Origin of the sequence: Micromonospora sp. NPDC002389, from assembly GCF_040296095.1 — a bacterium.
GTDB lineage: Bacteria > Actinomycetota > Actinomycetes > Mycobacteriales > Micromonosporaceae > Micromonospora.
Window position 1 is genome coordinate 430762 of sequence record NZ_JBEOWP010000002.1, and the last position, 22518, is coordinate 453279.

The window sequence follows — 22518 nt, forward strand, 5'->3', positions numbered from 1 at the left end:
GACCTCGGAGTGAGGAGTGCAGTGGCAGGCAAGGCCCGCGTACACGAGCTTGCGAAAGAGCTCGGGGTCGAAAGCAAGACCGTTCTCGCCAAGCTGAAGGAAATGGGCGAGTTCGTCAAGTCCGCGTCGAGCACCGTCGAGGCGCCCGTCGCCCGGCGACTTCGTAACGCGTTCGTCGCCTCCGGCGGCTCTGGTGCCCCGGCGGCTGCGCCGTCGGCCGCACCGGCTCCGGCGGCAGCACCCGCCCCGCCGTCGACCCCCGGCGAGCCCCGGGTCACCGCCAAGCCGACGCCGCCGCGGCGTCCGGCGATGCCCGGGCCGAAGCCGAAGGCGCCGGTTCCCGGCCCTCCGCCGTCGGCGACCCCGGTCGCCAAGCCGGCGAGTGCCCACGACATCGAGGTGGCCGCCGCCGAGGCGCGCGCCGCCGCGCTGAAGGCCGAGCAGGAGGCCGCGGTCAAGGCCGCGCAGGCCGCCCGCCAGCAGCAGCGCGAGAACGTCCGCCGGGAGCCTCCGGCCGACGGTGGCGCCCGTCCGGGTCCGCGGCCCGGTCCCGGCACCATGCCGCCCCGCCCGGGTTCCCCGGCTGCGGGTCGTCCCGGTGGCCCGAACCCCGGCCCGGGTGGCCGGCAGGGTCGCCCGCCGGCGCGTGGCGCCGGTAACAACCCCTTCGGTATCCAGGGCAGCCAGCAGCAGCGGCCGCCGGCCGCCGGTGCCGGTGGTCCCCGGCCCAGCCCGGCCTCGATGCCGCCGCGGCCGAGTCCCGCCTCGATGCCGCCGCGGCCCAGCCCGGCCTCCATGCCGAGTCAGCGTCCCGGTCGTCCGGGTGGCCCGGGTGCCGGTCGCCCCGGTGGCGGCGGTGCCGGTCGTCCGGGTGGCGGCGGTGGCGGCGGTTACCGTGGCGGCCCCGGTGGCGGCGGCGGTGGCGGTGGCTACCGTGGCGGCCCCGGTGGTGGCGGCGGTGGCGGTGGCTACCGTGGCGGCCCCGGTGGCGGCGGCGGTGCCGGTGCTGGTGGCGGCTTCCGGCCGGGCGGTCCGGCCGGTGGCGGCGGTCGTCCGGGTGGCGGCGGTCGTGGCCGTGGCGGCGGTGCCGCCGGTGCCTTCGGGCGTCCGGGTGGCAAGCCGACCCGTGGTCGCAAGTCCAAGAAGCAGCGCAGACAGGAGTTCGACAACCTGTCGGCCCCGACCATGAGCTCGGGTGCTCCCCGGGGTCAGGGGCAGACGGTCCGGCTCTCCCGTGGCGCCTCGCTGTCGGACTTCGCCGACAAGATCAACGCCAACCCGGGTTCGCTGGTCCAGGAGATGTTCAACCTGGGCGAGATGGTCACCGCGACCCAGTCGTGCTCCGACGACACCCTGCTGCTGCTGGGTGAGCACCTCGGCTTCAACGTGCAGATCGTCAGCCCGGAGGACGAGGACCGCGAACTGCTCGCGCAGTTCAACATCGACCTCGACGCCGAGGTCGCGGAGGACCGCCTGGTCAGCCGTGCGCCGGTGGTGACCGTCATGGGTCACGTCGACCACGGTAAGACCAAGCTGCTCGACGCGATCCGCAAGGCGAACGTGGTGGCCGGCGAGGCCGGTGGCATCACCCAGCACATCGGCGCCTACCAGGTCCACGTCCCGCACGAGGGCGAGGACCGGGCGGTCACCTTCATCGACACCCCGGGTCACGAGGCGTTCACCGCCATGCGTGCCCGTGGTGCCCAGGTCACCGACATCGTGATCCTGGTGGTGGCGGCCGACGACGGCGTGATGCCGCAGACCATCGAGGCGCTCAACCACGCCAAGGCGGCGGACGTGCCGATCGTGGTTGCGGTCAACAAGGTCGACAAGCCGGAGGCCAACCCGGACAAGGTCCGCCAGCAGCTGACCGAGTACGGCCTGGTCGCCGAGGAGTACGGCGGCGAGACCATGTTCGTCAACGTGGCCGCGAAGCCCGGCATCGGCATCGAGGAACTCCTCGAGGCCGTGCTGCTCACCGCCGACGCGTCGCTGGAGCTGACCGCTCCGACCGACGGGCCGGCGCAGGGTGTGGCCATCGAGGCGCACCTGGACAAGGGCCGTGGTGCGGTGGCGACGGTGCTGGTGCAGAAGGGCACCCTGCGGGCGGGCGACTCGATCGTCGCCGGTGGGGCGCACGGCCGGGTCCGGGCGATGCTCGACGAGAACGGCAACCAGGTCACCGAGGCCGGCCCGGCGCGTCCGGTCATGGTCCTCGGCCTGACCGCGGTGCCCGGTGCCGGTGACACCTTCCTCGCCGCGGCGGACGACCGCACGGTGCGGCAGATCGCCGAGCAGCGCCAGGCGCGGCGGCGGGCGGCGGCCTTCGCCAACTCCCGTGGCCGGGCCACCCTCGAGACGCTCATGGAGCAGCTCAAGGAGGGCGAGAAGACGTCGCTCAACCTCATCCTCAAGGGCGATGTCTCCGGTTCGGTGGAGGCCCTGGAGGACGCGCTGTTCAACCTCGACATTCCCGAGGAGGTCCAGCTCAAGGTCCTCGACCGGGGCGTCGGCGCGATCACCGAGAGCAACGTCATGCTCGCGAGCGCCTCGTCCGAGCCGGTCACGATCATCGGCTTCAACGTGCGGGCCTCCAACAAGGTCCGCGAGATGGCCGACCGCGAGGGCGTGGAGATCCGGTACTACACCGTCATCTACCAGGCCATCGAGGAGATCGAGGCGGCGCTCAAGGGCCTGCTCAAGCCGGAGTACGAGGAGGTCGAGCTGGGCAGCGCGGAGATCCGCGAGGTCTTCCGCTCGTCCAAGATCGGCAACATCTCCGGTTGCATCGTCCGGTCGGGCATCATCCGGCGCAACGCGAAGGCGCGCCTGCTGCGCGACGGCACGGTCGTGGCGGACAACATCACGATCAGCTCGCTCAAGCGGTTCAAGGACGACGCGACCGAGGTCCGCGAGGGCTTCGAGTGTGGTCTGACGCTGTCCGGTTACAACAACGTGCAGCCGGGCGACATCATCGAGACCTTCGAGATGCGGGAGAAGGTTCGCGCCTGATCCGGTAGTGACGCACTGATCGAGGGGTTTACGCCGAATGGCGTAAACCCCTTGATCATGTGGGGTGGGGTGCGGGTAGTGTCCGCAGCGATGTTCACCGCAACCGCAGTGTTCGACCTGCTGCTGCCGGGCGACTCCCGGTCGCTGAAGGCGAAGAGATCGTACGTACGGCCGATCGTGGCGGCACTGCGCCGCTTCGAGGTGTCGGCCGCCGAGGTGGGTGCGCTCGACCTGCACGGTCGAGCCGAGATAGGAGTGGCGGTCGTGGCCGCAGAGGCGGCGCACGCCCGTGAGGTGCTCGACTCGTGCGAGCGCCTGGTGGCCGGTCGACCGGAGGTCGAGTTGCTGTCGGTGCGCCGCCGACTGCACGGCGCGGAGGACTGACCGGTGGCGGTCGCGGCCACCTGCCGCCCCGCGCGCCGGAGCACGTGGCGCGGGTAGGGTTTCCAGTGTTGGGGTCGGTGCGGGCTCCGGTGACGGCGTCGCCGGTTCCGTCCGGCAGCGGGACGCCGTGGAGGTGGCGGAGATGACGGATCCGGCCAAGGTACGCCGGCATGCGGAGCGGGTGCGTGAACTGGTCGCGTCGGTGGTGCGAAGCCAGATCAAGGACCCGCGGCTCGGCATGATCACTATCACCGACGCCCGGATAACCGCCGACCTGCGCGACGCCACGGTCTTCTACACCGTGCTCGGTGACGCGGCGGCGCAGGCAGGCACCGCCGCCGCGCTGGACAGCGCCAAGGGCATGCTGCGCAGCACCGTCGGCAAGGCGCTCGGGCTGCGCCACTCGCCGACCCTCACCTTCATCCTGGACGACGTGCAGGACCAGGTGAAGCACATCGACGACCTGCTCGCGGCGGCCCGGACCGCCGACGCGGAGGTACAGCGCCTCGCCGCCAAGGCCGAGTACGCCGGTGAGGCCCAGCCCTACCGCCTCGACGACGAGGAAGACGAGGCCGACGAGGCCGAGAACCAGCCCGGCACCGGTGACACGGACGACACCCGGAGCGGGGAGCGGCGGTGACCGCCCCCTCCGGCGGTGCGCTGACCGAGTCGGGCCCGGGCGCGGCGCTGCCGAGTCCGGCCCGCCCCGGCGCGGCCGAGGGGCCGGCGGTCTCCGCCGACCCGGACGCGGCGACCACCGGAGTCTCGACGGACGCGGCGACGTCGTCGTCCCCGGGCGGGTCCGCGCCGAGCGAGGCCGACTGGGCCGCGGCGGTGGCGGCGGTACGCCAGGTGGTGCCCGCCGGGCGGGTGCTGCTGATCTGCCACGTCAACCCGGACGGCGACGCGCTGGGCAGCATGCTCGGGTTCGGGCTCGGGCTGCGGCAGCTCGGCGTACGCCAGTTGCAGGCGACCTTTCCCGGGCCGCCGGAGGTGCCCGAGCCGTTCCGCGGCCTGCCCGGGCTGGAGCTGCTGGTCCCGGCGACCGAGGCCGACCCGGAGCCGGACCTGGTGATCTGCTTCGACGCGGCCAGCGACTCGCGCCTCGGCGACCTGGCCGACCGGCTGGCCGGGCCGGGCACCGCGCTGGTGCTCGACCACCACGCCTCCAACTCCGGCTTCGGTGACGTCAACCTGGTCGACCCGGCGGCGGCGGCGACCTCGGTGGTCGCGGAGGAGCTGCTGGCCCGGCTCGGCGTTCCGCTGGACGCCGGCATCGCCGAGTGCCTGTACGTGGCGTTGAGCACCGACACCGGCTCGTTCCGGTTCGACGCGACCACTCCGGCCGTGCACGAGATGGCGGCCCGTCTGCTGGCCACCGGCATCCGGCCGGGGGAGATCTCCCGGCGGGTGTTCGACAGCCGCCCGTTCGGCGCGGTGCGCCTCTTCGGCGAGGTGCTCGGCCGCGCCCGACTGGAGCCCGAGGCGGCGTCCGGGCACGGCCTGGTCTGGACGTACGCGACCCTGGACGACCTGGCCCGGCACGACCAGCGACCGTACGTTCTGGAGGCGCTGATCGATCCGGTGCGGTGCACCGCCGAGGCTGACGTGAGCTGCGTGGTGAAGCAGACCGGGCCCCAGGAGTGGGCGGTGTCGCTGCGCAGCAAGGGTGCGGTGGACGTGAGCCGGGTGGCGGTCGGGCTGGGCGGTGGTGGGCATCGACTCGCCGCCGGGTTCACCGGCCGGGGCAGTGTGGACGAGGTGGTCGACCGGGTACGCGCCGAGTTGGTGGCGCCCGGGCCGGGAAGCGGTGTCGACCCCGAGGGGTGATTTTCGGGGGCGGCTCGGGGGAGTGTTGCCATACCGCCGCCGGGAGATGACGGGGAGAATCGAGTGATGGAGCAGCCCCACGACCTCACGATCGACGCCCCCCGTACGTGGGAGAGACCGGTCGTCTGCGTACCGGTGCTGGTGGCCCTCTCGCTGGTCGGCGGGCGATTCCCGTCGTTCTCCACGGAGGCCAACCTCTACGTGTTCGGCACCGGCGGGCTGCTGATCTGGCTGGGCCTGACCAAGCGGGTGCAGGCCCGTCCGGCCCCGCAGCGCCTGGGTTCCGGCGCGGTCTGGTGGACGCTGCCGGTGGTGGTGTTCGGGGTGTTCGAGGGGGCCACGTTCTTCGCGGCGGCCGGTGACGACTTCCCCACCTTCTCGCTGCTGGCCGACCCGTTGTTGGAGGACCGGCTGGTCCGTTCCGCCGCCTGGCTGGTCTGGCTGTCGGCGTTCTGGGGGTTGGTGCGCCGATGATGCGGCATCTGGCGATCGGTGGGTTCCTGGTCGGCCTGGCGCTGTTCGCGGTGGTCGAGTGGATGGCGCGGCGGGAGGGCTCGCGCATCCCGACGCTCGGCGAGATGTGCGCCTACGTGATGCGCTACGAGGTCGGTCCGGTTCCGGTGGGCCGGATCGGGATGTTCGGCTTCTGGTGGTGGGTGGGCTGGCACTTCCTGGCCAGGTGACCGGGATTCCACCGGTCCAGATGGCGGGAACAGCACGCACCATGTGGACCTGAACGATAGCTTGGGAATAGACCGGTGCTGCTGTGGCACGGGTCACGGGAGCGGAGCCCTACCCGGCGTCGCTTCCCCTCCAGGGTCGACCGACCCGGGCCAACCACCACACCACCCGTCCATAGCTCCGGTGATCCTGGGGCCGGTTCCGGGTGCCTGTCGTACACCGCCCGTGATGCCGTCGCGCCAGCCGGCGCGCGCCCTGGAAGGGGTTCGCCATGCCCGCCAAGCCCAAGCCCGAGACCACCGACGAGGCCCGCGAGCAGGCCCGCCGTGCCCTGCAGACCTCGATGGACACCCGTCAGTGACCGTACGCGACCGGCGGTGACGCCGAGCCGCACCGCGCGTACGGCGTCACCGCCTCGGATCGCCTGACGATCCCGGCGCGGCCCGCGCCACCGGCCGCGTACCGACCATCACCCGTCCTCCCGCCGCCCTGGCGGACGCCCACGACGGGTAAGTGGCGCAGGAGCTTGCTCTCCTTACACATCGCGTGCCAGGATCGGCGGCGATGAGCCAGACCACCGTTGCCAGCCGTGTCGCCTCACCGCGCCGGTTCGCCGCGCTCGCCCTGCCGGCCCTCGTGGTGCTGGCCGCCGAGCCGATCTACGTCCTCGTCGACACCGCCGTCGTCGGCCACCTGGGCCGCGTGCCGCTGGCCGCGGTGGCCGTCGGCGGCACCGTGATGACCCTGACCGCCTGGCTGGGCACCGTGGTCGCCTACGGCACCACCGGCCGGGCCGCCCGCCGCTTCGGCGCCGGTGACCGGGCCGCCGCCGTGGCCGAGGGCGTGCAGTCCTCCTGGCTGGCGTTCGGGGTGGGGCTGCTGGTCGTGGTCGCCATGCAGTTCGGTGGCGGCGCGCTGGCCGGCGCCCTTGCGGGCGGCGGCGAGGTGGGCGAGGCCGCCGGGCAATGGCTGCGGGTCGCCGCCTTCGGTGCGCCCGGTCTGCTGCTCGCCGCGGCCGGCAACGGCTGGATGCGGGGCGTGCAGGACACCCGCCGGCCGCTGTTCTTCGTGGTCGGCCCGAACCTGCTCTCCGCGGTGCTCTGTCCGGTGCTGGTCTATCCGGTGGGAATGGGCATGATCGGCTCGGCGGTGGCCAACGCGGTCGCACAGACCCTCGGCGGCGTGCTCTTCGTCGGCGCGCTGATCTCCGAGCGGGCCCCGCTGCGCCCGCATCTCCGGGTCATCCGCCAGCAACTCGTGCTCAGCCGGGACCTGCTGATCCGGGGCGTGGCGTTCCAGGTCAGCTTCCTGTCGGCGACCGCCGTGGCGGCCCGGTTCGGTGCCGCCGTGGTCGGCGCCCACCAGATCGCCGTGCAGCTCTGGTTCTTCGCCGCGCTGGTGCTCGACGCGTTGGCCATCGCCGCGCAGGCGCTGGTCGGTGCGGCCCTCGGCGGCGGCGACGCGGCGGTGGCGCGGGCGCTGGCCCGCCGGGTCGCCTGGCTGGGCGCGGTCTGCGGCACCGCTTTCGCAGTGCTGGTGGCGGCCGGTGCCGGAGTGGTGCCGGCCCTGTTCACCCCGGACACCGCCGTGCACGCGCAGGCGATGGTGGCCTGGCCGTGGTTCGTCGCGATGCTGCCGCTGGCCGGGGTGGTGTTCGCCCTGGACGGCGTGCTGATCGGTGCCGGTGACATCCGCTATCTGCGCAATCTGACCGTGGCCGGTGCGCTGGGCGGGTTCCTGCCGGCGATCTGGCTCGCCTACGCCTTCGAGCTCGGCCTCGGCGGGATCTGGGCGGGCCTGATGCTGTTCGTCGTCGTCCGGCTGGTCGGTCTGGTGCTGCGGCTGCGCAGCGGTGCCTGGGCGGTGACCGGCGCGGTCCGGGACGAGACGCGGACCGCCGACGCCGTCGCGTGACGCCGACGGTGCGGTGGGTGCGTCAGATCAGACTGAAGATCCCGTAGGCCGCCAGCACCAGGGCCAGCGCCAGCACCCAGGCGACGACCATCATGACGATCTTGCTGGTGATCGGAAAACGCTGGTGCAGCCGTTGCCGCCGTTGCCAGGCCCACCACCGACCGCGCAGCCACCGCGCCCCGGGCAGGGCGGCGAGGCGGTCGCCGATCCGGGTCCCCAGGGTGCGCCGGGGCGGGGGTGGGTCGCGCATCCAGTCGGGCAACGTGCTCGGCTGTTCGGGGGGCCGCAGGCCGACCGGGCGCTCGGGACCCGAGGTGCGGGTGGTGCCGTCGTTCATGGCTGTCTGGTCTCCTCGCGATGTGCCGGGCGGCGCCTCGGCGCCACCGGCGCACCATCCTGGCAGGGCCGCCACCGGCGCGTACATCCGATTTCCGGCCGGTCGTCCGGTGTCGGGCGGGCGCGGGCGGTCTGGCAGGCTTGCACGTCGTGAGCACTGACGGTCTGATCGTGGTGGACAAGCCCGGCGGCATGACGTCGCACGACGTGGTGGCGAGGATCCGCCGGTTCGCGCGGACCCGGCGGGTCGGCCACGGCGGCACACTCGACCCGATGGCCACCGGGGTCCTGGTGATCGGCGTGAACCGGGCCACCCGGCTGCTGACGTATGTGATCGGGGCGGACAAGAGCTACACCGCCACCGTCCGCCTCGGCCAGTCCACGGTCACCGACGACGCGGAGGGCGACGTGATCGCCACCACGCCCGCCGGCACCCTCAGCGACGCGGCGATCCACGCCGCACTGGCGGATCTGACCGGCGAGATCGACCAGGTGCCGAGCGCGGTGAGCGCCATCAAGATCGACGGACAGCGGGCGTACAAGCGGGTGCGCTCGGGGGAGAGCGTCGACCTGCCGGCCCGGCGGGTCACCGTGTCCCGCCTCGACGTGCTGGCGATCCGTCGCGACCAGCCGGACGTCGTCGACGTCGACGTCGACGTGTCCTGCTCCACCGGTACGTACATCCGGGCGATCGCGCGCGACGCGGGCCTGGCGCTCGGGGTCGGTGGGCACCTGACCGCGCTGCGGCGGACTGCGGTGGGCGGCTTCACCCTGGCCGAGGCCGCCACCCTCGACGAGTTGGAGCAGCGCGCGCCCGACGTGGTCGGGGTGCCGCTGGCGGCCGCCGCCGACCGGTTCTTCCCCCGCCGGGACGCCGGACCCGACGAGGCGAAGGTGCTCTCCCACGGTGGGCCGCTGGAGCCGGTCGGGCTGGCTGGACCGTACGCGGTCTTCGATCCGGCCGGTGGGTTGATCGCTATCGTCAGCGAGCGGGGTGGCCGGGCCCGCGCGGAGATCGTGCTCGCCCCGGCCTGACGGCGGATGCCGGCCCGGTCGGTGCGGGCGGGCGGACTAGCGGAGGAACAGCATGCAGCGGTGGCGGGGCTTCGACGCGGTGCCCGGCGGGTGGGGGCGGTCCGTCGTCACCATCGGCGTCTTCGACGGCGTGCACAAGGGGCACCAGGCGACCATCGGCCACACCGTCGCCCGGGCCCGCGAACTGGGCGTGCAGTCGGTGGTGGTCACCTTCGACCCGCACCCGGCCGAGGTGGTCCGGCCCGGCTCCCACCCGGCGGTGCTCACCGAACCGGCCCGCAAGGCCGAGCTGATCGAGTCGCTCGGCGTGGACGTGCTCTGCGTGGTGCCGTTCACCGCCGAGTTCTCCCGGCTGCCCGCCGAGGCGTTCGTGCACGACGTGCTGGTGGCACACCTGCACGCCGCGCTGGTGGTGGTGGGGGACAACTTCCGGTTCGGGCACCGGGCCGCCGGGGACGTCGCACTGCTCGACCGGCTCGGCCGTACGTTCGGCTTCGCCGTCGAGGACGCCCCGCTGGTCTCCGAGGCGGGCACGGTCTTCTCGTCCACGTACATCCGCTCCTGCGTCGACGCGGGGGACGTGGCCGCCGCGGCCGTTGCGCTCGGGCGCCCGCACCGGCTGGAGGGGGTCGTGGTCCGGGGTGACCAGCGCGGCCGGGAACTGGGCTTCCCCACCGCGAACCTGCTCTGCCACCGGTACGCGGCGGTCCCGGCGGACGGCATCTACGCGGCTCGGATGATCCGTCGGGGGCAGCCGCACCCGCTGGCCGCCGCCGTCTCGATCGGCACCAACCCGACCTTCTCCGGCCGGGAGCGGCGGGTCGAGGCGTACGCGCTGGACTTCGACGGCGACCTGTACGGCGAGCGGCTCGCCCTGGACTTCGTGTCCCGCCTGCGCGGGCAGGTCCGGTACGACGCGATCGAGCCGCTGGTCGCCCAGATCACCGAGGACGTCGCGCAGACGCGCCGGGCGTTGGGCTGAGGGCTCGTCAGGGCGATCCCGACCAGGTGCTGGTAGGCTGGCGTGGACGTCGGCTGACCGACGTGGGGCCTCGCTGCCTGCTCGACGCCGCGGGCGCGAGGACCGTTCGTCGCCGGTGCCCTAGCCCGGCCCGACGGACCGTATCGACAACCCATCAGAACAGGGAGAACATGGCGCTCGACCAGCAGGCCAAGGCCAAGATCCGCGAGGAGTACGCGACCGTCGAGGGTGACACCGGGTCGCCCGAGGTGCAGGTCGCGGTCCTCACCAAGCGGATCGCCGAGCTCACCGAGCACCTGAAGGTGCACAAGCACGACCACCACAGCCGCCGTGGGCTGCTGCTGCTGGTCGGCCGTCGCCGCCGGCTGCTCAACTACGTGCAGAAGAAGGACATCAACCGCTACCGGTCGCTCATCGAGCGACTCGGTCTGCGTCGGTGACGTGACGGGGGGAGTGGCCCAGCGGGCCGCTCCCCCCGTCCGCGTCCCACCCGAGACACGGGCCGCGCGCACCTGAGACAAGGGGAGCCGTCGGCGTACCGGTCTCCGGTAGTGGCCTCCGGAGGCCCCGGCACTTCGCCGGTGGTACCGGGCGCTTCGATCGAAGACCGGCCGTCCGTACAGCTCCCGCGTCGTGGCCCCCGATGCGAAGGAGCACTACAGCACCATGACCGAGACCAAACTCGGCACCGAAACCCGCACCGCCGTGATCGACAACGGGTCGTTCGGCACCCGTGAGATCACCTTCTCCACCGGTCGGCTGGCCCGTCAGGCCGCCGGCTCCGTCATCGCCCAGCTCGGCGAGACGGTCGTCCTCTCCGCCACCACCGCCGGAAAGCACCCGAAGGAGCAGTTCGACTTCTTCCCGCTGACCGTCGACGTCGAGGAGCGGATGTACGCCGCGGGCCGGATCCCCGGCTCGTTCTTCCGCCGGGAGGGTCGCCCCAGCGAGGACGCCATCCTCACCTGCCGCCTGATCGACCGGCCGCTGCGCCCCTCGTTCGTCAAGGGCCTGCGCAACGAGGTGCAGGTCGTCGAGACCATCCTCGCGCTCGACCCGCAGCACCCGTACGACGTGGTGGCGATCAACGCCGCCTCGATGTCGACGAAGCTCTCCGGCCTGCCGTTCTCCGGCCCGATCGGGGCCACCCGGATGGCCCACGTCGACGGCCAGTGGGTCGCCTTCCCGACCCACGAGGAGCTGAGCCGCGCCACCTTCGACATGGTGGTGGCCGGTCGCGCCCTGGCCGACGGCGACGTCGCGATCATGATGGTCGAGGCCGAGGCCACCGAGCACACCGTCAAGCTGGTCGCCGACGGTGCCCCGGCACCCACCGAAGAGGTCGTGGCCAGCGGTCTGGAGGCCGCCAAGCCGGCCATCCGTGAGCTGTGCCGCGCGCAGAGCGAGCTGGCCGAGGTGTCCGCCAAGCCGGTCGCCGAGTTCCCGGTCTTCCTGGAGTACCAGGACGACGCGTACGACGCGGTCGCCGAGTTCGCTCGCGCCGACGTCGCCGAGGCCCTGCAGATCGCCGGCAAGGCGGACCGCGAGGAGGCCCTGGACGCGGTCAAGGCCCGCCTGCTGGAGGAGCTCGGCCCGCGCTTCGAGGGTCGGGAGAAGGAGCTGTCGGCCTCCTTCCGCTCGCTGACCAAGTCCGAGGTGCGCGGTCGCGTGCTGCGGGAGCAGGTCCGGATCGACGGCCGTGGCCCGCGCGAGATCCGTCCGCTGAGCGCCGAGGTCGGCGTGCTGCCCCGGGTGCACGGCTCGGCGCTGTTCGAGCGCGGCGAGACCCAGATCCTGGGCGTCACCACGCTGAACATGCTCCGCATGGAGCAGGCGCTGGACACCCTCTCCCCGGAGAAGTCCAAGCGCTACATGCACAACTACAACTTCCCGCCGTACTCGACCGGTGAGACCGGCCGGGTCGGCTCGCCGAAGCGCCGCGAGATCGGGCACGGCGCGCTGGCCGAGCGGGCGCTGATCCCGGTGCTGCCGTCGCGCGAGGAGTTCCCGTACGCGATCCGGCAGGTCTCCGAGGCGCTCGGCTCCAACGGCTCCACCTCGATGGGTTCGGTCTGCGCCTCGTCGCTGGGCCTGCTCTCCGCCGGTGTGCCGCTGAAGGCGCCGGTGGCCGGCATCGCCATGGGCCTCATCTCCGACGAGGTCGACGGCAAGACCCAGTACGTGACGCTGACCGACATCCTCGGTGCCGAGGACGCCTTCGGTGACATGGACTTCAAGGTCGCCGGCACCCGGGACTTCGTCACCGCCCTGCAGCTCGACACCAAGCTCGACGGCATCCCGTCGGACGTGCTGGCCGCCGCGCTCCAGCAGGCGTACGAGGCCCGGCAGACCATCCTCGACGTGATGCAGCGGGCGATCGAGGCCCCGGCCGAGATGTCCGACTACGCGCCGCGGGTCACCACGGTGAAGATCCCGGTCGACAAGATCGGCATGGTGATCGGCCCGAAGGGCCAGACCATCAACGCCATCCAGGACGAGACCGGCGCCGAGATCTCCATCGAGGACGATGGCACCATCTACGTCGGCGCCACCAACGGCCCGTCGGCGCAGGCCGCGGTCGAGCGGATCAACGGGATCGCCAACCCGACCCTGCCCAAGATGGGCGACCGCTTCCTGGGCACGGTGGTCAAGACCGCGCCGTTCGGCGCGTTCGTCTCGCTGCTGCCGGGCCGCGACGGCCTGCTGCACATCTCCAAGGTGGGCGACGGCAAGCGGGTCGAGAAGGTCGAGGACTTCCTCAACGTCGGCGACAAGGTCGAGGTCGAGATCGCCGACATCGACCAGCGCGGCAAGATCTACCTGGACAAGGTCCGGCCGGAGGGCGCCGAGGCGCCGGCCGCCGAGGCCGGTGACGAGCGGCCGGCCAGCCGCGACCGGGGCGACCGGGGCCCGCGTGACCGGGGCGACCGCGAGCGCGGTGGCGACCGGGGCGGGCGTGGCCCGGAGGGTGGCGAGGGCGGCGGGGACTCCCGTCCGCGGCGCCGCACCCGGCACAGCTGATCGCCGTCTAGTAGTACCGCACCGCTGACCGGCCGGGCGACACCGTCGCCCGGCCGGTTCGTGATCCACCACCCCTCGTCGTACTGGGAAGCAGGTTGCCGTGAGTCGGACCCGCCGTTCGTCCTTGCCCACGGCGCGACCGGGAGGGACATCGTTCGGCGGCCGGCACGCCGCCGCGACGACCCGGTCCGCCGGAGCGGCCACCCGGGCGGTGACCAGGACGCTGAGTGACGACCCGCTGGGCGGTACGGTGCGCCGCACGGTGCTCCCCAGCGGGCTGCGGGTACTCACCGAGGCGATCCCGGCGATGCGCAGCGTCTCGTTCGGCATCTGGGTGGCGGTCGGCTCCCGGGACGAGACCGGGCCGCAGGCCGGCGCCGCCCACTTCCTGGAGCACCTGCTCTTCAAGGGCACCCACAAGCGGGACGCCCTGGAGATCTCCTCGTCGATCGAGGCGGTCGGTGGCGAGACCAACGCCTTCACCACGAAGGAGTACACCTGCTACTACGCCCGGGTGCTGGACGAGGACCTGCCCCTGGCCATCGACGTGATGTGTGACCTGGTCGCCGACTCGGTGCTGGAACCGGCCGACGTGGAGACCGAGCGGGGCGTCATCCTTGAAGAGATCGCCATGCACGACGACGAGCCCGGCGACGAGGTGCACGACCTGCTCACCCGGGCCGTCTACGGCGACCACCCGCTGGGCCGGCTGATCTCCGGCACCGCGGAGACGGTCACCCCGATGACCCGCCGGCAGATCCAGAGCTTCTACCGCCGCCGCTACGTCGCGCCGCAGATCGTCATCGCCGCCGCCGGGAATCTCGACCACGCGACCGTGGTCCGGCTGGTCCGGTCGGCGCTCAAGGGCAGCCCGCTGGACACCGACCCGGCGACGCCCGCGTCGCACCGGCCGACCACCCCGGAGGTACGCACCCAGACCGCCACCGTGGTCGTCCACGCGAAGGAGACCGAGCAGGCGCACGTGGTGCTCGGTTGCCCCGGCATCGACCGGCTCGACGAGCGGCGCTTCGCCCTCGGCGTGCTCAACAACGTGCTCGGCGGCGGCATGTCCAGCCGCCTGTTTCAGGAGATCCGCGAGCGGCGCGGCCTCGCGTACTCGGTCTACTCCTACGCCAGCCAGTACGCCGACACCGGCCTGTTCGGCGTGTACGCCGGCTGCGCACCGGGCCGGGTGCAGGAGGTGCTGGAGCTGACCCGGGCCGAGTTGGCGCGTACCGCCGCGCAGGGCGTCACCGAGGCCGAGCTGGCCCGGGGCAAGGGGATGAGCAAGGGCTCGTTCGTGCTCGGCCTGGAGGACACCGGCTCGCGGATGAGCCGGCTGGCCAAGGGCGAGCTGCTCTACGGTGACCTGGTCCCGGTCGACGAGCTGCTGCACCGGGTCGACGCGGTCACCCTCGACGAGGTCAACGCGCTCGCTGCCGACCTGCTCAGCCGACCCATGTCGTTGGCCGTGGTCGGCCCGTTCGGCGAGTCGGACTTCATCGCCTGATCCGGCCGCCCGGGTGGGGTCGTCGTACCCCCGGGATGCCGGCGTCCCGATTGGGATAGGTTGTGCCGCGTGACTGACGAGCAGGAGAAGGGCGCGACCGGGCCGATCCGGGTCGGTGTGCTGGGTGCCCGGGGCCGGATGGGCCTCGAGGTGTGCAAGGCCGTCGACGGCGCCGCCGACATGGAGCTGGTCGCCAGCGTCGACCAGGGCGACCCGCTGTCCGCCGTCGCGGACGCCGGGGCGCAGGTGGTCGTCGACTTCACCACCCCGGACGTGGTGATGGACAACCTGCGCTGGTGCGTCGACCAGGGGGTGCACGCGGTCGTCGGCACCACCGGCTTCACCGGGCAGCGGCTGGACCAGGTGCGCCAATGGCTGGGCGGCACGCCGGAGCTGGGCATGGTGATCGCCCCGAACTTCGGCATCGGCGCGGTGCTGATGATGCAGTTCGCCACCCGCGCGGCCCGGCACTTCGAGTCCGTCGAGATCATCGAACAGCACCACCCGCGCAAGCTCGACGCGCCCAGCGGCACCGCCACGCACACCGCCCGGCTGGTCGCGGCGGCCCGCGCCGAGGCCGGGCTGGGCCCGATGCCGGACGCCACCGCCGACGAGGTGCCCGGTGCCCGGGGCGCCGACGTCGACGGGGTACGCGTGCACGCGGTCCGGGCCACCGGCCTGCTCGCCCACCAGGAGGTGCTCTTCGGCACCACCGGCGAGACGCTGACCATCCGGCACGACTCGTACGACCGGGTGTCGTTCATGCCCGGCGTGCTGCTGGCCGTCCGCGCGGTGCCCGGCCGACCCGGTCTGACGCTCGGCCTGGACCCGCTGCTCGACTGAGCCCGGCCCGGGCGGCCGGGACGCGCGATGCGGGCCCCTTCCGGGCGGAGGTCGCCGCGACCGACCGAGGCCGTGACCTACCCCTGCTTCGGGCACTGTCGAGCTGAACCGTCTTCGCTATCACTTCCCGGTCGGCCGTCGCTGTCGGTCGGCCGTCGCTGCCGGTCGAGCCGTCGCTGTCGGTCGAGCCGTCGCTGTCGGTCGAGCCGTCGCTGTCGGTCGAGCCGTCGCTGTCGGTCGAGCCGTCGCTGTCGGTCGAGCCGCCGCTGGCTGCTCGCTGCCGATGTCGCCGAGCGTCGAGCGGTCCGTGTCGGGGCGGGTGGGGAGTGGGCTATCGGTGATCCGTCTCTGCTCTCAGCTCGACAGGCGCCGGGGTGGCAGTACTGCTCCGTCATGGTGCTGCCACAGCACTGGCGCATGGTGGCCGGTCGGAACAGGGCCGGCGACGGTAGGTCGAAGCGACGGTAGGTCGAAGTGACGGTAGGTCGAAGTGACGGTGGCCGGGGTGGCGGTGCGTCGAGCGACGGTTGTCACCGGCCCGGCCGTCCGACGGCCGCTCAGTCCGCCTCGGCGGGCGGGGCGGCGGACGGATCAGCCGGTTCGCCGGGTTCGCCCGCCTCGGTGGGCACCGCCACGTGCAGCCGGAGCTGCGGCACCAGCATGTCGTCCACGTCCAGCGCCCGGCCCGCGCCGTCGGGCTCCCAGCCGGCCGCGCCGAGGAACTTCCGGGACGCCTCGTCGCCCTCGAAGACCCAGGAGACCGCCCGGGTGAAACCGGACTCCCGCCACAGGTCCACACTGGCGGCCAGCAGCCGGCTGCCGTGCCCGCGTCGGCCCCAGCGCGGCTCCACCAACAGGTCGGTCACGGCCACCACGTCGGCGCCGAGCGCGTCGGTCGGCTCGTTCGGGGCCAGCGCCTCCGCGTCGGCCGGCCCGGAGGCGGCGAAGCCCACCAGATACGATTGTTCGGCCTGTTCGACGGCGACCAGCACCCGGTGGGTGTCGCCGGGCGGCTGGCGCACCGCGGCGTCCCACCGCCGCGCGAGCCACGCCTCGTCGAGGTTCTCCAGCACGTGCCGGGGCAGCAGCCGCCGGTAGGCGACCCGCCAGGTCGCGAGCTGGATGCGGGCGATCTCGGCGACGTCCTCCGGACGCGCCGGGCGGACAAACCCCAGAGCCATGGGACGACAGCCTACGCAGGGTGAGGGAGGCGACGGTGGCGCAGGGTGCCAGGCGGACGGTCGGACAGGTCGTCGCAGTGGTCGTACTCGCCGTCGCGGTGACCGCGTTCCTGTCCGTGGCGGCGGTCCGGCACGGCTTCTTCGACCTGCACGTCTATCGCGGCGCGCTGGTCTGGTGGGTGCACGACGGCGGCGAGATCTACGACTACCTCAAGCCGGGCACCCAGTACGGCTTCACCTACCCGCCGTTCGCCGCGCTGGTGATGCTGCCGATGGCGTACCTGTCCTGGCACGGGGCGATCGTGGTGAGCGTGGCCGCCGGGGTGGCCGCCGCCGCGGTGCTGATCTGGTGGCTGCTGGACCCGGTGTCCCGGCGCGCCGGTTGGACCCGCTGGTTCGCGTTCGCGGTGGCGCTCTGCCTGGCCGCCGCGTTCGAGCCGATGCGCGAGACCATCAACTTCGGCCAGGTCAACACGCTGCTGCTGTTCCTGGTCGCGGTGGACCTGCTGCGGTTGCTGCCACGCGACAGCAAGTGGGCCGGCGTCGGCATCGGCCTGGCCACCGCGATCAAGCTCACGCCCGGCATCTTCCTGATCTATCTGCTGGCCACCGGTCGCTGGCGGGCGGCGCTCACCGCCACCGGCACCGCCGCCGGGGCGACCGTGCTGGCCGCCGCGCTGTTCCCGGACGCGGCCCGCGAGTTCTGGACCTCGGCGTTGTGGAACACCGGCCGGGTCGGTGAGCTGGCCTTCATCTCCAACCAGTCGCTGCGTGGCGTGGTGGCCCGGCTCGACCCGCAGAGCCCCAGCACGCTGGCCTGGCTGGCGCTGGTGGCCGCGACGGTCGCGCTGTGGATCCGACGGTCGCGGGCCGCCGTGGCGGCCGGCGACGAGGCCGCCGGTCTGGCGCTGACCGGCGCGGTGATGTGCCTGGTCAGCCCGGTCACCTGGGTGCACCACCTGGTCTGGCTGCTGCCGGGGCTGTTGCTGCTGGTGGACCACGGCATGGCCGCGCCACCGCGCAGCCGTCGCCGTCGGCTGCTGCTGGCCGCCGCCACCGTCGGGTACGGCTTCCTGACCAGCCGGATCGTCTGGGCGTGGGAGCAGGACTTCAGCGGGATCGACGGCTTCCTGTTCGGCAACACGTACGTCTGGATCAGCCTGGCGCTGCTGGCCTTCCTGCCGCTGGGCCGCCGGGGCGAACCGCTGGGCCGGGACGAACCGCCGGCGCCGGCCGCGCGGTCAGCCGTCGAGGCGGCCGGTGTACCGCAACTCGACCAGCCCGATCGGCGGACGCCCGCCGGACAGCGGCACCGGATAGGTCGACTCCTCACCATCCGGTGACAACCCGGCCCGCTGATAGAACCGGCGGGCCCGGTGGTTGTCCGCCAGCACCCACACCCGGTACTCCGACCAGCCGCGTTCCCGCAAGCCGTCGTGCGCGGCGGCGAACAGCGCCGGAGCCGTGCCGTCGCCCCAGTGGGCGGGCGCCACGTAGAGCGCCAGCACCTCGCCGTACGTCGGGTCGAGGTCGCCCCGGTCCTGGTTGTTGCGGTACGGCCCGAACGTGGTGAACCCCGCCAACGCCCCGTCGACCTCGGCGAGCAGCGTGGTGAACGGGTGCTCCGGGTCGGCCGTGCCGACAGCCCGGCGGCGCTGCGCCCAGGCCACCGGGTTGAGCCGCCCCAGCACCTCCTCCGGCATGATCCCGGCGTACCCGGCCTGCCAGCCGCTCACGTGCACCCGGGCGATCGCCTCGGCGTCCTCGGGTTCCTCCCGACGGATGGTGGGCATGACTCCAGTTCTAGGCGGCCCGGGGCGTCAGGTCCAGTGTCCGCACCGGTGTCGTACGGGTGACGTAGCCTGCGCTGCGATGGTCGCACCGGAATCGCTCTCGCTCGCCCAGGCCCGCCGCGTGGCGCTGGCCGCACAGGGCTTCGCCGACCCGTCGCCCACCGGGGCGCCCACCCGCCGCCACCTGCGTCGGGTGCTCGACCGGGTCGGGCTGATCCAGATGGACTCGGTGAACGTGCTGCAACGCGCGCACTACCTGCCGCTCTACAGCCGGCTCGGGCCGTACCCGACCACGTTGCTGGACACCGCCGCCTACCGCCGCCCACGTGACCTCTTCGAGTACTGGGGGCACGAGGCGTCCCTGGTGCCGGTCGGCCTGCACCCGGCGCTGCGCTGGCGGATGGCGCGGGCACACACCGACGCCTGGGGCGGGATGCGCCGCATCGCCCAGGAGCAGCCCGCCCTGGTGGCCTGGGTACGCGACGAGGTGGCCGCACGCGGCCCGTTGACCGTGGCCGAGATCGAGCACGACGCGCCCCGGGAGACCGGCAACTGGGGGTGGAACTGGTCGGCGGTCAAACAGGCGTTGGAATACCTCTTCTGGGCCGGCGAGGTGTGCGCGGCGGACCGCACCACCTCCTTCGCCCGCCGCTACGACCTGCCCGAACGGGTGCTCCCCGCCGAGGTGCTCAACGCGCCCACGCCGACCGACGCCGAGGCGTACCGCACGCTCGTCGGCATCGCCGCCCGCGCGCTCGGCGTGGCCGCGGAGGTCGAGCTGCGCGACTACTTCCGCCTGCCGGTGGCCGGCGCCCGGCAGGCCGTCGCCGAGCTGGTCGAGGCCGGGGAGCTGCGTCCGGTGACGGTGCCGGGCTGGCGGCAGCCGGCCTGGCTGCACGCGCAGGCCCGGCTGCCCCGCTGGGTGCGCGGCAACACCCTGGTCAGCCCCTTCGACCCGCTGATCTGGGAACGCGCCCGCACCGAGCGGCTGTTCGGCTTCACCTACCGCATCGAGATCTATGTGCCGGCACCCCAGCGGGTGTACGGCTACTACGTGCTGCCGTTCCGCCAGGGGGAGCGGTTCACCGCCCGCGTCGACCTCAAGGCCGACCGTAAGGCCGGGGTGCTGCTGGTGCCGGCGGCCTGGATCGAGCCGGGCGCCGACCCGGGGGAGACCGCCGTCGCTCTCGCCGCCGAGCTGTACCGGCTCGCCGGCTGGCTCGGCCTGGACGCGGTCGCCCCGCCGTCCGCCGGTGACCTGGCCGCACCGCTGGCCGCCGCATTGCTGAGCGTGGCGGGTGTACGGTGAGCAACGTGACGAGCGTTGACCGACCGGGCGCCCAGCCACCTCTGCCCGCCCCCGATCCCCACGCGCCCGCCACCCCGGCCCACCCCGATCCGGCCGCCGTCGCGGGCGAACCGGGATCGGTCGCCACCTCGCCCGCGCCCGCTGGACACCCGGGCACCCACCCGGCTGGTTATCCGGCGTCCGGCTACCCGGAGGGCTATCCCGGCGGCTATCCGGCGGGCTACTACCCGCCGATCGCCGAGCCCGACCGGCTCACCCGCTTCGTGACGCGCCTGCACGCGCGCACCCCACGCTGGGTGGTGCCGCTGGCCGCCGTCGGGTGCGTCGCCGCCGGCATGGGCTACGCGCTGCTCAGCGATCCCACCCGCTCCGCGCCGGACGCGATCCCCAGTTGCCTGCTCAAACTCACCACCGGGCTGGACTGTCCCGGCTGCGGCGGCACCCGCGCACTCTGGTACGTCCTGCACGCCGACCTGCCGGCCGCCGCGCGGCACCACTTCCTCTTCGTCTTCGCGTTGCCCTTCCTGGCGTACTTCTTCGTCGCCTGGGCCGGCAAGCAGGCGTTCGGCTGGCGACTGCCCGAGTTGCGCGTCGGCCCGAAGCTGGTCGGCGGCTTCCTCGCCGCCTGGCTGGCCTTCACGGTGATCCGCAACCTCCCCTGGGCCCCCTTCACCGCCCTCTACGTCTAACCCCCACCCCACCCCCGCCACCCCCCGCCGCCCCAGGCCGCCCCCCTGAAGTGGTTGATCAAGAGCTTTGCGTCTTCCGGCCACCTCGTTCGTGACCAAAACCTCTTGATCAACGCGGCGGCGGGGGCGGCGGCGGGGGCGGCGGGGTGGGGTAGCGGTTGGGTGGGGGTGGGGTGGGGGTTGGTGGGTGGGGCCGCTACAGTCGCAGGAATGCCGGAGATGGTGCAGCCCCAGGTCAAGCTGATCGCGTGGACCCACTTCGACCCGCCGGAGGACGTGCCGTGGTCGACTGACGCGGACGGGGGGCAGGCGCTCGCGGAGTTCGCCGGGCGGGCCTGCTACCAGAGCTGGAAGAAGCCGAATCCGGCGACCGCCACCAACGCTGGCTACCTCGCGCACATCCTGGAGGTCGGGCACCTCTCGGTACTGGAGCACGGGTCGGTGAGCTTCTACTTCAGCGGGGTCTCCCGGTCGTTCACGCACGAGCTGATCCGGCACCGACACTTCTCGTACTCGCAGTTGTCCCAGCGGTACGTGCCGGAGCGGGACGCGGCGATGGTGGAGCCGAGGGTGATCGCCGAGGACCCGGAGCTGCACAAGCGGTTCGTCGAGGCGGCCGAGGCGAGCGTGCGGGCGTACACCGAGTTGTTGGAGGGGTTGGAGCGGCACTTCGCCGACGAGCCCAACCCGACGTTGCGGCGCAAGCAGGCCCGGCAGGCGGCGCGGGCGGTGCTGCCGAACGCCACCGAGACGCGGATCGTGGTGACCGGCAACTACCGCGCCTGGCGGCACTTCATCGGGATGCGGGCCACCGAGCACGCCGACGTGGAGATCCGTGAGCTGGCGGTGGAGTGCCTGCGGCAGTTGCAGCGGGTGGCGCCGAACGTCTTCGCCGATTTCGTCGTCTCGACTCTCGCCGATGGCACCGAGGTGGCGGCGAGCCCGCACATCGCGGCATCCTGAGCGGGAGAGCCCTCCGCACACCGAGGGGTCCTGAGGCCTTCCCCGGCGGCCGACCGCCGGCCGTCCGCTAGGTTGTCACCATGACGCACGACCACCTTGACACACCGGTCCGGGCGGCCTCCCGCCCCTTCGGACGAGTGCTCACCGCGATGGTGACCCCGTTCACCGCCGACGGTGCGCTCGACCTCGACGGCGCCGCGCGGCTCGCGGAGCACCTCGTCACCGAGCAGGGGAACGACGCGCTGGTGGTCAACGGCACCACCGGCGAGTCGCCGACCACCACGGACGCGGAGAAGGAACGACTGATCCGGACCGTGGTGGAGACCGTCGGTGAGCGGGCCCGAGTGGTGGCGGGAGTCGGCACCAACGACACCCGGCACACCATCGAGCTGGCCGCCGCGGCGGAGAAGGCCGGTGCGCACGGGCTGCTGGTGGTGACCCCGTACTACAACAAGCCGCCGCAGGCCGGGTTGCTGCGTCACTTCACCGAGGTCGCCGACGCCAGTGGCCTGCCGGTGATGGTCTACGACATCCCGCACCGCGCCGGGGTGCCGATCGAGACCGAGACGCTGGTCCGGCTCGCCGAGCACGGCCGCATCGTCGCGGTCAAGGACGCCAAGAACGACCTGACCGCGACGAGCTGGGTGACCAGCCGTACGGACCTGGCGTTCTACAGCGGCGACGACGCCTTCACGCTGCCCGCGCTCGCGGTCGGATGCGTCGGCGTGGTCGGCACCTCGACGCACTTCACCGGGGCCGACACCCAGCGCATGATCGAGGCGTACGACGCGGGGGACCACGCGACCGCGCTCGCCCTGCACCGCCGGCTGCTGCCGCTGTTCACCGGGATCTTCCGCACCCAGGGCACGATCCTGGTCAAGGCGGGCCTGAACGCGTCGAAGCTGCCGGCCGGTCCGGTCCGGTCGCCGCTGGTGGACGCCACCGAAGACCAGCTCGCCCAGCTCCGCGCCGACTGCGCGGCGGCGGGGCTACCGCTGCCCGAATGATCAAACGACACGACGGACGCCGGGTGAC

Annotated in this window: 21 protein-coding genes; 18 read left to right on the forward strand and 3 right to left on the reverse strand. The window is 72.9% G+C overall.

Going from position 1 to position 22518, the window contains the following annotated elements:
* Window positions 1–21 precede the first annotated feature (21 nt).
* The 7 genes from infB to ABT008_RS05210 all read left to right on the forward strand — a co-directional run bounded on the left by infB (window position 22) and on the right by ABT008_RS05210 (window position 7821).
* Complete coding sequence (gene infB / locus ABT008_RS05180; RefSeq protein WP_350693765.1) at window positions 22–3012, forward strand: translation initiation factor IF-2; 2991 nt, start codon at window positions 22–24, stop codon at window positions 3010–3012.
* 90 nt (window positions 3013–3102) lie between these two features.
* Window positions 3103–3396, forward strand: a complete 294-nt coding sequence (locus tag ABT008_RS05185; protein ID WP_350693767.1) for a DUF503 domain-containing protein — start codon at window positions 3103–3105, stop codon at window positions 3394–3396.
* A gap of 142 nt (window positions 3397–3538) precedes the next feature.
* Window positions 3539–4036, forward strand: a complete 498-nt coding sequence (gene rbfA / locus ABT008_RS05190) for a 30S ribosome-binding factor RbfA (RefSeq protein ID WP_350693769.1) — start codon at window positions 3539–3541, stop codon at window positions 4034–4036.
* 194 nt (window positions 4037–4230) lie between these two features.
* Window positions 4231–5226, forward strand: a complete 996-nt coding sequence (locus tag ABT008_RS05195; RefSeq protein WP_350694079.1) for a DHH family phosphoesterase — start codon at window positions 4231–4233, stop codon at window positions 5224–5226.
* A 66-nt stretch (window positions 5227–5292) separates the two neighbouring features.
* Window positions 5293–5700 (forward strand): hypothetical protein, encoded by a 408-nt coding sequence (locus ABT008_RS05200; protein ID WP_350693770.1) that lies wholly within the window; start codon window positions 5293–5295, stop codon window positions 5698–5700.
* Window positions 5700–5909 carry a DUF6186 family protein gene (locus tag ABT008_RS05205; protein ID WP_350694081.1) on the forward strand — a complete coding sequence of 70 codons (210 nt, stop codon included), beginning with the start codon at window positions 5700–5702 and terminating at the stop codon, window positions 5907–5909. Before ABT008_RS05200 ends, ABT008_RS05205 begins: the two co-directional genes overlap by 1 nt.
* Before the next feature lie 562 nt (window positions 5910–6471).
* The gene (locus tag ABT008_RS05210; protein ID WP_350693772.1) at window positions 6472–7821 is read left to right on the forward strand and encodes an MATE family efflux transporter; all 1350 of its coding nucleotides are present in this window, start codon (window positions 6472–6474) and stop codon (window positions 7819–7821) included.
* A 22-nt stretch (window positions 7822–7843) separates the two neighbouring features.
* Here the strand turns inward: ABT008_RS05210 and ABT008_RS05215 are convergent, their stop codons facing one another.
* Window positions 7844–8158: a hypothetical protein gene (locus ABT008_RS05215; protein ID WP_350693774.1), complete on the reverse strand. Its 315-nt coding sequence runs from the start codon at window positions 8156–8158 to the stop codon at window positions 7844–7846.
* A 149-nt stretch (window positions 8159–8307) separates the two neighbouring features.
* Here ABT008_RS05215 and truB point away from each other — a divergent pair, with 149 nt between their 5' ends.
* The 6 genes from truB to dapB all read left to right on the forward strand — a co-directional run bounded on the left by truB (window position 8308) and on the right by dapB (window position 15548).
* Window positions 8308–9192 (forward strand): tRNA pseudouridine(55) synthase TruB, encoded by an 885-nt coding sequence (gene truB, locus ABT008_RS05220; RefSeq protein WP_350693777.1) that lies wholly within the window; start codon window positions 8308–8310, stop codon window positions 9190–9192.
* A gap of 52 nt (window positions 9193–9244) precedes the next feature.
* Window positions 9245–10174: a bifunctional riboflavin kinase/FAD synthetase gene (locus tag ABT008_RS05225; protein ID WP_350693779.1), complete on the forward strand. Its 930-nt coding sequence runs from the start codon at window positions 9245–9247 to the stop codon at window positions 10172–10174.
* A gap of 170 nt (window positions 10175–10344) precedes the next feature.
* Entirely contained in the window at window positions 10345–10614 is a 270-nt protein-coding gene (rpsO, locus tag ABT008_RS05230; RefSeq protein ID WP_111213887.1) for a 30S ribosomal protein S15, read from the forward strand.
* A gap of 226 nt (window positions 10615–10840) precedes the next feature.
* Window positions 10841–13195 carry a polyribonucleotide nucleotidyltransferase gene (locus ABT008_RS05235; RefSeq protein WP_350693782.1) on the forward strand — a complete coding sequence of 785 codons (2355 nt, stop codon included), beginning with the start codon at window positions 10841–10843 and terminating at the stop codon, window positions 13193–13195.
* 100 nt (window positions 13196–13295) lie between these two features.
* Window positions 13296–14705, forward strand: a complete 1410-nt coding sequence (locus ABT008_RS05240) for a M16 family metallopeptidase (protein ID WP_502890342.1) — start codon at window positions 13296–13298, stop codon at window positions 14703–14705.
* A 69-nt stretch (window positions 14706–14774) separates the two neighbouring features.
* A complete protein-coding gene (gene dapB, locus ABT008_RS05245; protein ID WP_350693785.1) occupies window positions 14775–15548 on the forward strand; it encodes a 4-hydroxy-tetrahydrodipicolinate reductase in 774 nt (257 codons plus the stop codon).
* A 557-nt stretch (window positions 15549–16105) separates the two neighbouring features.
* Here dapB and ABT008_RS05250 read toward each other — a convergent pair.
* The gene (locus ABT008_RS05250) at window positions 16106–16729 is read right to left on the reverse strand and encodes a GNAT family N-acetyltransferase (protein WP_350693787.1); all 624 of its coding nucleotides are present in this window, start codon (window positions 16727–16729) and stop codon (window positions 16106–16108) included.
* A gap of 35 nt (window positions 16730–16764) precedes the next feature.
* Here ABT008_RS05250 and ABT008_RS05255 point away from each other — a divergent pair, with 35 nt between their 5' ends.
* Entirely contained in the window at window positions 16765–18072 is a 1308-nt protein-coding gene (locus tag ABT008_RS05255) for a glycosyltransferase family 87 protein (protein ID WP_350694083.1), read from the forward strand.
* Here the strand turns inward: ABT008_RS05255 and ABT008_RS05260 are convergent.
* On the reverse strand, window positions 17971–18522 hold the full coding sequence (locus ABT008_RS05260) for a GNAT family N-acetyltransferase (protein WP_350693789.1): 552 nt from the start codon (window positions 18520–18522) through the stop codon (window positions 17971–17973). The two genes, ABT008_RS05255 and ABT008_RS05260, sit on opposite strands and share 102 nt — an antisense overlap.
* Window positions 18523–18601: 79 nt before the next feature.
* Here ABT008_RS05260 and ABT008_RS05265 point away from each other — a divergent pair, with 79 nt between their 5' ends.
* From ABT008_RS05265 to dapA, 4 genes are all read left to right on the forward strand, one after another.
* On the forward strand, window positions 18602–19831 hold the full coding sequence (locus tag ABT008_RS05265) for a winged helix-turn-helix domain-containing protein (protein ID WP_350693791.1): 1230 nt from the start codon (window positions 18602–18604) through the stop codon (window positions 19829–19831).
* Entirely contained in the window at window positions 19828–20520 is a 693-nt protein-coding gene (locus ABT008_RS05270) for a DUF2752 domain-containing protein (RefSeq protein ID WP_502890343.1), read from the forward strand. Before ABT008_RS05265 ends, ABT008_RS05270 begins: the two co-directional genes overlap by 4 nt.
* Window positions 20521–20739: 219 nt before the next feature.
* The gene (gene thyX, locus ABT008_RS05275; protein WP_350694085.1) at window positions 20740–21483 is read left to right on the forward strand and encodes an FAD-dependent thymidylate synthase; all 744 of its coding nucleotides are present in this window, start codon (window positions 20740–20742) and stop codon (window positions 21481–21483) included.
* An 80-nt stretch (window positions 21484–21563) separates the two neighbouring features.
* On the forward strand, window positions 21564–22490 hold the full coding sequence (dapA, locus tag ABT008_RS05280) for a 4-hydroxy-tetrahydrodipicolinate synthase (RefSeq protein ID WP_350693794.1): 927 nt from the start codon (window positions 21564–21566) through the stop codon (window positions 22488–22490).
* Window positions 22491–22518: the final 28 nt, after the last annotated feature.